Origin of the sequence: Faecalibacterium sp. An192, assembly GCF_002160175.1 — a bacterium.
Lineage (GTDB): Bacteria > Bacillota > Clostridia > Oscillospirales > Ruminococcaceae > Faecalibacterium.
Genome location: NZ_NFKB01000042.1, coordinates 20,039 through 30,214, shown reverse-complemented (window position 1 = coordinate 30,214; position 10,176 = coordinate 20,039). Strand labels below are relative to the sequence as shown.

The 10,176-nt window shown below is 60.9% G+C and carries 8 protein-coding genes; all 8 read right to left on the bottom strand.

Going from position 1 to position 10,176, the window contains the following annotated elements:
* Positions 1-671: 671 nt before the first annotated feature.
* Complete coding sequence (locus B5F27_RS12270; RefSeq protein WP_087368168.1) at positions 672-1,859, bottom strand: DEAD/DEAH box helicase; 1,188 nt, start codon at positions 1,857-1,859, stop codon at positions 672-674.
* A gap of 160 nt (positions 1,860-2,019) precedes the next feature.
* Positions 2,020-2,343: an HU family DNA-binding protein gene (locus tag B5F27_RS12265; RefSeq protein WP_087248392.1), complete on the bottom strand. Its 324-nt coding sequence runs from the start codon at positions 2,341-2,343 to the stop codon at positions 2,020-2,022.
* A 178-nt stretch (positions 2,344-2,521) separates the two neighbouring features.
* Entirely contained in the window at positions 2,522-5,758 is a 3,237-nt protein-coding gene (gene carB, locus B5F27_RS12260) for a carbamoyl-phosphate synthase large subunit (RefSeq protein ID WP_087248394.1), read from the bottom strand.
* Between the two features lies 1 nt (position 5,759).
* Positions 5,760-6,866, bottom strand: coding sequence for a carbamoyl phosphate synthase small subunit (locus tag B5F27_RS12255; protein WP_087368166.1), 1,107 nt, complete (start codon positions 6,864-6,866; stop codon positions 5,760-5,762).
* A 31-nt stretch (positions 6,867-6,897) separates the two neighbouring features.
* Positions 6,898-7,491, bottom strand: a complete 594-nt coding sequence (gene pyrE / locus B5F27_RS12250) for an orotate phosphoribosyltransferase (RefSeq protein ID WP_087248398.1) — start codon at positions 7,489-7,491, stop codon at positions 6,898-6,900.
* A 126-nt stretch (positions 7,492-7,617) separates the two neighbouring features.
* Positions 7,618-8,535 carry a dihydroorotate dehydrogenase gene (locus tag B5F27_RS12245; protein ID WP_087368164.1) on the bottom strand — a complete coding sequence of 306 codons (918 nt, stop codon included), beginning with the start codon at positions 8,533-8,535 and terminating at the stop codon, positions 7,618-7,620.
* Positions 8,523-9,302, bottom strand: coding sequence for a dihydroorotate dehydrogenase electron transfer subunit (locus tag B5F27_RS12240; RefSeq protein ID WP_087368162.1), 780 nt, complete (start codon positions 9,300-9,302; stop codon positions 8,523-8,525). Before B5F27_RS12240 ends, B5F27_RS12245 begins: the two co-directional genes overlap by 13 nt.
* Positions 9,283-10,149, bottom strand: a complete 867-nt coding sequence (gene pyrF / locus B5F27_RS12235; RefSeq protein WP_087248438.1) for an orotidine-5'-phosphate decarboxylase — start codon at positions 10,147-10,149, stop codon at positions 9,283-9,285. The genes B5F27_RS12240 and pyrF overlap by 20 nt, the downstream gene beginning before the upstream one ends.
* Between the last annotated feature and the right edge of the window lie 27 nt (positions 10,150-10,176).

Sequence of the window (10,176 nt, the reverse complement as noted above, 5' to 3'; positions counted from 1 at the left end):
AATTTTAAGTGTTTCCAACACTTTAAAGGTTCCGTTACAAGTATTCGATATTGTTCAATTTTCAAGGTCCTGTCCGCTCAGCCTCTCGGCTGGCGACCTGTTTATTTTATCACGTCCGGTCCGTTTTGTCAAGCACTTTTTTCATCTTTTTTTCAAGTGATTTTGAAGTGCTTTCATTCTTTCGGACTCTCGCGGAAGCCGTTCCGCTGGGCGCCTGAGTATAATACTACAGAGTCTGACTTTTGTCAAGCATTTTCTGGAACTTTTTTGCTCAAAAATTGACTTTATTTCACTTTCTTCGATGACGTGTTCATTTTTCTGTTTTGTCTTTTCAGTCTCTATATATTGGCTCACTCTCTGCCATTTATATCCCCTATCTCCCGGAATTTAAAAACCGCTATCCATCTCTCTTACTATCTTAATAATAGGCGAATAAGGCCCCCACCGGGCCGCAGGACAAAACATAAGTTCCATCCAGCGCCTGCAAGCGGGACGCTGGGTCTATCTTTATCTATTACCATATATGGGAGAGGGCGGTTTCCGCTCCGGCCAGGCAACGGCCTCTGTTCCTCTCTCTCGCCCATACAGAATCCCCCACCGCGTGCTCGTGCTGCTTGTCTCTCCTTTTCATAAAGAAAAGCCAGGGCGCCTGGCCCTGGCTTTGTATGGTTTTAGAAATAGCTGCGAATCTGGAACTTGTCCCCGCTGTCCTTCTTTTCCTCCACCACAATATGCTCATGGTTGAAGTCAAAGTGAACCGGCAGGCACAGATCGGTGTTGCGGGTCATCCGCAGCAGCTCATCCACCCGCTTCTTCTCGTCGGGCATATAGAACAGGTAGCTGACGCCCTCCTTTTTGGCGCGGCCGGTACGGCCGATGCGATGGGTATAGTGCTCATTGTCCGAGGGAACGTCGTAGTTGACCACAGCGTCCACATCCGACACGTCGATGCCGCGGGCGGCCACATCGGTAGCCACCAGGACCGACACCTTGCCATCCCGGAAGCTCTGCATAATCCGGTTGCGGTCCTTCTGGGAGAGGTCGCCATGGAGGCAGTCCACCGAGAAGCCCAGACGGGCCAGCTGGTTGGCCAGGGTGGCGGTGCCGAACTTGGTATCACAAAACACCATCACCCGCTTATAACCCTCTCCAATGATGAGCTGGGCCAGGTCGGACAGCTTATTGCGGCCGGAGGTCTCCAGCTTGTACTGGGTGATCTTGGGCTGGCTCTCCTCTTTGGGCTGGACGGTGATCTCCTCGGCGTCCCGCTGGTACAGCCAGCCGATGTCCATAACCTCCCGGCTGATGGTGGCCGAGAACATGGACAGGGACTTCCGGCTCTTCATCAGGTCGATGATGTGCCGCACATCCTTGTAAAAGCCCATATTCAACATCTCGTCCGCCTCGTCCAGGACAATCTGGGTCACATGGCTCAGGTCGATGCTGCGGTGCTTGTAATGGTCCATCAGGCGGCCGGGCGTAGCCACCACGATCTGGCAGCCTTCCGCCAGGCGGCGGGCCTGCTTGTCCATGTTGGCGCCGCCGTAGACACACGCCACCTTGACCCCCGGCATAAAGTAAGTCAGATCCTCCATATCCCCTGCGATCTGCTGAGCCAGCTCCCGGGTGGGGGCCAGAATGACCGCCTGGGGCCAGGCCTGTTCCGGGTCGATATGCTCGGCCACCGGGATGCCGAAGGCACAGGTCTTGCCGGTGCCGGTGGGGGCTTTGGCGATGATATCCCGCCCCTGCATCATGAGGGGGATCACCTTCTCCTGAATTTCGGTCATATCCTCGAAGCCCATCCGCTCCACGGCCTGGTGGATGGCCTCGCTGCACTGTAATTCACTGTAACGCATGGTTTTCTCCGTTCTTTCTGGGGGTGCGCAATTTGTCAAGTCCTTATCAGTATAACACGGCTTGCGGGATCTGAAAAGCCTTGTTTCCAATCTCCCGGCCCATTGCATACAAAAAGGCCGGGCGCCCATCGACGCCCGGCCTGTGGTTGGTATGGAATTGTTACGCCGTCTCTTCCAGAGCCTTATTCTCGGCTGCCGCGGCTGCACGGGCAGCCTCCAGCTTCTGCTTGAAGCGGCCGCTTGCCTTGAAGCCGGGAATCGAGGTGGACTCCAGCCGGCTGGACACCTTGGTCTTGGGGTTGGTGTAAGCCTTGGGCTTGCGGGGACGCATTTCAAACCGGCCAAATCCGGCAATGGTCACCTTTTCGTCAGCGCGCAGGCACTCTGCGATCTGGTCGAACATGGCGTCCATCGTCATTTCGACCTGGCTCTCGGGGAAGCCAGTTTTGCGGGCAACGGTTTCGATCATCTGGGAACGGGTCATGTATCAATATCCTCCTGGAACTGCTTGTTATATCCAGAGTTTTCCACTGCGGGCCGGGCCCTGCAGGAAACTCATAAAAGTAACGTACTTTTGCAAAATTTACGTCGCAGAGTATAACAAACGGTCGGTCTCAAATCGATACTCTGCGCACGAAACAGGCCTTCCTGCACACGAAGGCTTATTTTTCCTTATACAGCGTTGCAATGTCCACCAGCGGCACATTTTTCAGGCTGTGCTCGCTGCGCAGGCAATCCACCAGAGCGTTGGCGGTATCCACTGCCGTAATGCAGGGGATGCTCAGTTCGACGGCCTTGCGGCGCAGCCGCACCGAGTCACGCCGGGGGTCGCGGCCCTTGGCGCTGGTGGAGAAGACATAGTCCACCAGACCGCTCTGGAGCAGGTCAATGATGTTGGGAGCCTCGCCCGACATATTCCGCACCTCGTTGCAGGGCACCATGTGCTTGTTCAGCCAGGCGCAGGTGCCGGAGGTGCCGTACAGCTTGTAGCCCATGCTCTTGAGCTTCCAGGCGATGTCCACAAATTCGGGCTTGTCGCTGTCCTTCACGGTGAAGATGCAGCAGCTGGCGGGGCCGGGGGTCTTGAAGGTATAGCCGGCGCCAATGAGGCCCTTGAGCAGGGCGTCATGGTAGTTGGGGGCAATGCCCAGCACTTCGCCGGTGGACTTCATCTCGGGGCCGAACTGGGTGTCCACGCCGTGCAGCTTCTCAAAGCTGAACACAGGCACCTTGACGGCCACATAGGGAGCGTTGGGGTGCAGGCCGGTGCCATAGCCCATGTCGGCCAGCTTCTCGCCCAGGCAGCAGCGGACCGCCAGGTCCACCATGGGCACGCCGGTGACCTTGGAGATATAGGGCACGGTACGGGACGAACGGGGGTTCACCTCGATGACGTACACCTTGCCATCCGAAACGGCATACTGAACGTTGACCAGACCCACCACTTTCAGCTCACGGGCAAAGCGGCCGGTATAGTCCACCATGGTGTCGATGATGTTCTGGGTCAGATGCTGGGCCGGATAGACGCAGATGGAGTCGCCGGAGTGGACGCCGGTCCGCTCCACCTGCTCCATGATGCCGGGGATCAGGAAGTCGGTGCCATCGCAGATGGCGTCCACTTCGCACTCGGTGCCCTGGATATACTTATCCAGCAGGACGGGGTGATCCATGTCCACGTGCTCGGTGATGACGCCCATATACTCGATGACGTCGGCCTGGGTGTAGGCCACGATCATGTTCTGGCCGCCCAGCACGTAGGAGGGACGCATCAGCACGGGCAGACCGATTTCCTCGGCGGCAGCCAGGGCCTCGTCCAGGGTATAGACGGTGCGGCCGGGGGCGCGGGGAATCCCGCAGCGCTCCAGCAGCTCGTCAAAACGCTCCCGGTCCTCGGCCTCGTCGATGGCATCGGCGGGGGTGCCCAGGATGGGCAGGCCCACTTCGTCCATGTGCTTGGCCAGCTTGATGGCGGTCTGGCCGCCGAACTGGACCACACAGCCGTCCGGCTTCTCGGTGGCGATGATGTTGTCCACGCTCTCGGGGGTCAGGGGATCAAAGTACAGGCGGTCGCCGGTATCAAAGTCGGTGGACACCGTCTCGGGGTTGTTGTTGACCAGAATGGCCTCACAGCCGTGCTTCTTCAGGGTCCAGACGCAGTGAACCGAGCAGTAGTCGAACTCAATGCCCTGGCCGATGCGGATGGGGCCCGAACCAAAGACCAGAATCCGCTTCTTGTGGGGCTGGCCGTCCTCTTTCTTGGCGATGAACTCGGCGGCCTCGTTGTCGCCGTCGTAGGTGGAGTAGAAGTAGGGAGTGTTGGCCGAGAACTCGGCGGCGCAGGTATCAACCATCTTGAAGCCGGCGCGGTAGTTCTCCACCGGCAGCTGCTCCACCTGGGCCAGGCGGCGGATGGTCTTATCCTGGAAGCCGTACTTCTTGGCCTCCTGGTACTGCTCCAGGCTCAGGACGCCGTTGCAGCGGGCCAAACCATTTTCCAGGTCGGCCAGGTGCTGCATCTTGTCCAGGAACCACCAGTCAATCTTGGTGATGTCGTAGATGGTCTGATGGTCGATGCCGCGCTTGAGGGCCTCATAGACGCAGAACACCCGCTCGGAGTCCTGCACGTGCATGTGAGCGATGATCTCCTGATCGTCCAGCTCCTCAAAGGGCTTGTGGGTCAGGGTGTCCATGCCCAGCTCGATGGAGGAGACAGCCTTCATCATGGCAGCCTCAAAGCTGTTGCCGATGGACATGACCTCGCCGGTGGCCATCATCTGGGTGCCCAGGGACTTGTCCGCATAGACGAACTTGTCGAAGGGCCACTTGGGGTACTTGACGACAATATAGTCCAGCGCGGGCTCAAAGCAGGCACAGGTCTTGCCGGTGACGTCGTTGGTGATCTCGTCCAGGGTGTAGCCGATGGCGATCTTGGTGGCCACCTTGGCGATGGGGTAACCGGTGGCCTTGGAGGCCAGAGCCGACGAACGGGACACACGGGGGTTGACCTCGATGACCGCATAGTCAAAGCTGTCCGGCTTGAGGGCAAACTGGCAGTTGCAGCCGCCCTCGATGCCCAGCTCGGTGATGATGTCCAGGGCAGCGGTGCGGAGCATCTGGTATTCGTGGTCGGTCAGGGTCTGGGAGGGAGCCACGACCACCGAGTCACCGGTGTGGATGCCCACGGGGTCCAGGTTCTCCATGTTGCAGACGGTGATGACGTTGCCCTTGTGGTCGCGCATCACCTCATACTCGATTTCCTTCCAGCCGGCGATGCACTTTTCCACCAGGATCTGGTGAATGGGGGAAAGACGCAGGCCGTTGGTGCCGATCTCAATCAGCTTGGCCTTGTCCTCGCAGATACCGCCGCCGGTGCCGCCCATGGTGAAGGCGGGACGGACAATGACCGGGTAGCCGATGCGGTCGGCGCAGGCCAGAGCGTCCTCCAGGGTCTCCACGACCTCCGAGGGGATGATGGGCTGATGCAGCTTTTCCATCGTCTCCTTGAACAGCTCGCGGTCCTCGGCCCGGTCGATGGTCTCGGGCTTGCAGGCCAGCAGGCGGATGCCGGTGCGGTCCAGGTAACCGCTGCGGGCCAGCTCCATGGACAGGTTCAGGCCCATCTGGCCGCCCAGGTTGGGCAGCACCGAGTCGGGCTTTTCGATGTCCAGGATGCGCTCCACGACCTCCAGGGTCATGGGCTCGATATAGACGTGATCGGCCACGTCGGGATCGGTCATGATGGTGGCAGGGTTGGAGTTGAGCAGAACGGTCTCGATGCCTTCCGCCTTCAGGGCGCGGCAGGCCTGGGTGCCCGAGTAGTCGAACTCAGCCGCCTGGCCGATGATGATGGGTCCCGAGCCGATCACCAGCACCTTTTTGATTCTGGGGTCCTTGGGCATATCAGCGAGCCTCCTTTGCGCTCTTTACATTGGTCAGGAAACGGTCGAAGAGGAACTCTGTATCCTTGGGGCCGCCGTTTGCTTCCGGGTGGAACTGGACGGTAAAGCAGTTCCATTTCTTGTACTGGATGCCTTCACAGGTACCGTCGTTGGCATTGACCTGGGCCACAACGCCCATTTCGGGGGGCAGCTGGTCCCCCACCACCGCATAGCCGTGGTTCTGGCTGGTGATGAAGGTGCGACCGCTGGCAAAATCGGTCACGGGCTGGTTGGCGCCGCGGTGGCCGTACTTGAGCTTGGTGGTCTTGGCGCCGGCGGCCAGGGCCGACAGCTGATGGCCAAGGCAGATGCCGAAGGTGGGGATGCCCAGCTCAAAGATCTTGCGCAGGTTCTCGATGGCCTCCACCGGCTCGGCGGGGTCGCCGGGGCCGTTGGACAGCATGATGCCGTCCGGGTTCAGGGCGGCCACCTGCTCCGCCGTCGAGAAGGCGGGCATAACGGTCACCTTGCAGCCGCGGCGGACCAGGCAGCGGACAATGTTCCGCTTGCAGCCGTAGTCCATCAGGGCGATGTGGGGAGCGCCGTCGGGATTGTGGACCTCGGGCGCGGCACAGGTGACGCTCTTGACGGCGTCGGTGACAGCATAAGCCTGCACCTGGGCCAGCAGGGCCTCGGTGCGCTCTTTGTTGGCGGGGTCGGCGGGGTCAAACTCGGTGAGAATGGCGCCGTTCATGACGCCGCTCTCGCGGATGACGCGGGTCAGATGACGGGTGTCGATCCCCTCGATGCCGATGATGTTGTTTTTCTTCAAAAAGCTGTCCAGCGTCTCCTCCGAGCGCCAGTTGGACGGGGTCTTGCAGGCCTCGCGGACAATGTAGCCCCGGGCCCAGATTTTGCCCGACTCCATGTCCCAGTGATTCATGCCGTAGTTGCCGATCAGCGGGTAGGTCTGGGTGATGATCTGGCCATAGTAGCTGGGGTCGGTCAGGGTCTCCTGAAAGCCCACCATGCCGGTGGCAAAGACCACTTCGCCCACCGTGACGCCCTCAGCGCCCACCGACTGGCCCGCAAAAACCATTCCGTTTGCCAAAAGAAGATATGCGTTCATTGCGTTCCCTCGTTTTATCTCGTTGCAGGACTCACAGGGTCTGCTTGGCCTGCTGGTTCATCTTGCGGCTGCCCAGGTGCACCAGGGGCAGCTTGCCCTCCTTGCACAGGGGGCACTCCTCGGGTGCATAGTTGGGCAGGTCCAGCTTGAGGGCGCTGGCCAGGATGGGAATGGGAGACGGAGCCTCGGGCTTGGTGCGGTCCACCACGCAGGTGATGCCCAGGCAGATGCCGCCGGCCTCTTCGATGGCCCGCTTGGTCTCCAGAGAGGAGATGCCGGTGGTGACCACGTCCTCGGCGATGATGCACTTCTCACCCGGATGGATGGCGAACCGCTTCAGGGTCATGACGTTGTCCACACGCTCGGTGAAGATGGCGCGCAGGCCAGTCTGACGGGCCAGCTCGTAGGCGTAGACGATGCCGCCCATGGCGGGTCCCACGATGACGTCGGCGCCCAGCTCCTTGACCTTGGCGGCCACAGGAGCCATCACCTCGGCGCAGCGGTCGGGGTACTGCTGCAGGAATGCCATCTGGCAGTAGGCGCTGGAATGGCGGCCGGACGACAGCAGGAAGTGACCCTCCAGGAATGCTTCACAGCTCTTCAAAATTTCAATTGCTTCGCTCATTGTTTTTACTCCCTTCCTCTTTCCACACAAATCGGTCTCACGGTATTGTATCACGCAAGCCCGGAAAATGCAAATTTATTCGTTATATTCTTATTTTAATGAATATATGTCATTTTTTAGGTATATTCACCGGGCGCAGCCGCGGATTTCATCCAGGCTGGCCACCCCGTGGGCATCCATCCAGGCGGCCATCTCGTCGGCGATGGTCTCCATGGCCCGGGGGTTGGCGAAGTTGGCCGCGCCCACCTGGACTGCGGCGGCGCCCGCCATGATGAACTCCAGGGCGTCCCGGCCGGTTGCGATGCCGCCCAGGCCCACCACAGGGATCTGGACTGCACCCACCGCCTGCCAGACCATCCGCAGGGCAATGGGCCGCACCGCCGGGCCCGACAGGCCCGCGAAGATGTTGTCAAAGACGGGACGGCGCTTTTCCAGGTCGATGGCGCAGGCCTGGAAGGTGTTGGTCAGGCTGATGGCGTCGGCGCCGGCAGCTTCCACCGCCTTGCACATCTCGGGGATGTTCTCCGCCTGGGGGCTGAGCTTGACCATCAGGGGCTTTTTGCAGACGTCGCGGACCATCCGCACCACCTCGCCGGCGGCGTCGGCCTTGACGCCGTAAGCCATGCCGCCCTGCTTGACGTTGGGACAGCTGATGTTCAGCTCCACAATGTCCACAGCGCTGTCGTTCAGCAGGGCTGCGCCCTCCACATATTCTTCCTCACTGTGGCCGCCCAGATTCGCAATGGCCACCGTGCCGTACTGCCGTTTCAGGCTGAGCATCTCGGGCAGCTCCACGTCGATGAAGTGCTGCACGCCGGGGTTCTGCAGGCCGATGCTGTTGATGAGGCCCGAAGGAGTCTCCCACAGGCGCTCGCCCTTGTTGCCGAACTGGCCGTGAAGGGTCAGTCCCTTGCCGGAAATGCCGCCGATCTTGCTGAAATCGGCCAGGTCCTCATACTCGACTCCGTAGCCCACCGTACCAGACGCGCCGATGATGGGGCTGTTCATGGTGAAGCCGAGGAGGTTGGTTCTCAGGTCTGCCATCCAAACACCTCCGTTCCTGCAAAGACAGGGCCGTCCTTACAGACGCTCCTGGCGCCCGAGGCGGTCTCGATGGTGCAGCCCAGGCAGGCGCCGATGCCGCAGGCCATCTTCTTTTCCAGGCTGACCAGGCAGGGGGTGCCCTTCTCCGCACAGAGGCGGGCGGCATTCTTCATCATGGGCGTGGGGCCGCAGATCAGGACGATATCGTAGTCCGCCGGGTCATACAGCTGGGTGACAAAGCCATGGAAGCCGAACCGGCCGCTGTCGGTGGACACCTTGACGATGCCGGCCAGGCCGCGGTACTGCTCCATGCAGTAGGGCTCGTCCCGGAAGCCGAAAAAGACGTCGGGCTGGCGGCCTGCGGCGGCCAGTTCCCGGGCCAGCTGGTACATGGGGGCGGTGCCGATGCCGCCGCCCACCAGGGCGATCTTCTGGTATTTCTCGGCGATGGCGGGCACATCGAAGCCGTTGCCCATGGGGCCGGTGAGCTGGATGAAGTCGCCCTCGGTCAGGGCGGCCAGCTTTTCGGTGCCCTGGCCCACAATCTGATACAGGAAGGAGACGGTCAACGTCTCAGGCTCCCACTTGTGGACACTGATGGGCCGGGAGAGGAACGGCGCCTCCCCTGCGCCCCAGCTGCGCAGGGTGAAGAACTGCCCCGCGTGGGGGGCGTGGCCGGGGTCCGGCCAGAGGACCCGCAGCAGCCGGACGTCCGACGCCACGTTGCTCTGGCCCAGGACGGTGGCCTTACAGCAGGCTGCACGCATGGGCAATGGCCTCCTTCATGTTGACGCACTCGTTGTAGGCGGCCTCGTCGAAGGCCACGCCGGGCTGCTTCTTGTAGGCCAGCAGGATGCCGCGGCTGGAGTTGACGGTGCCGCCGTTGCCCTTGTTCAGGTACTGGGCGATGTCCTCAGCCTTGCCGCCCTGGGCGCCGTAGCCGGGGATCAGGAAGAAGCTGTCCTGATACCGTGCGCGGATCTCGGAGGCCTCCTCGATGTGGGTGCCGCCGATGACCAGGCCGATGGAGGAGTAGCCGTGCTCGCCCATGTAGCCCTTGCCCAGCTCGTTGAGCTTGTCGCCCACCAGGTCGTAGACGTGGCGGCCGTCGGCCAGCTTCTCATACTCAAAGTCCTTGGCGCCGCCGTTGGAGGTGCGGCAGAGGACGAACATGCCCTTGCCGGCCTTTTCGGCGTAGGGCAGATAGGGGCTGATGGAATCCAGGCCCATGTAGGGGGCCAGGGTGACGAAATCGGCCTCGAAATCACCGGTGAAGTGGCCGATGGCGTACATCTCGGCGGTCTTGGCGATGTCGCCCCGCTTGATGTCAGCGATCACGGGCACGCCGGCGGCGCGGACAGCCCGCAGGGTCTCAGCGTAAGCCCGCAGGCCGTCCAGACCCAGAGCCTCATAGTAAGCGATCTGCACCTTGTAGCAGCCGGCGACCGCCTTGGTGGCCTCGATCAGAGCCTTGTTGAAGCGGACAATGTTCTCGCCCTTGCTCAGAGCGGTGTCCACAAAATCCTCGGGCAGATAGGAGAAATCGGTGTCCAGACCGACGCAGACCGGGCCCCGAGCCTCGACTGCCTCATACAGCTTATCCATGTTGGTCATCATAGCATCATTCCCTTTCTTTTGATC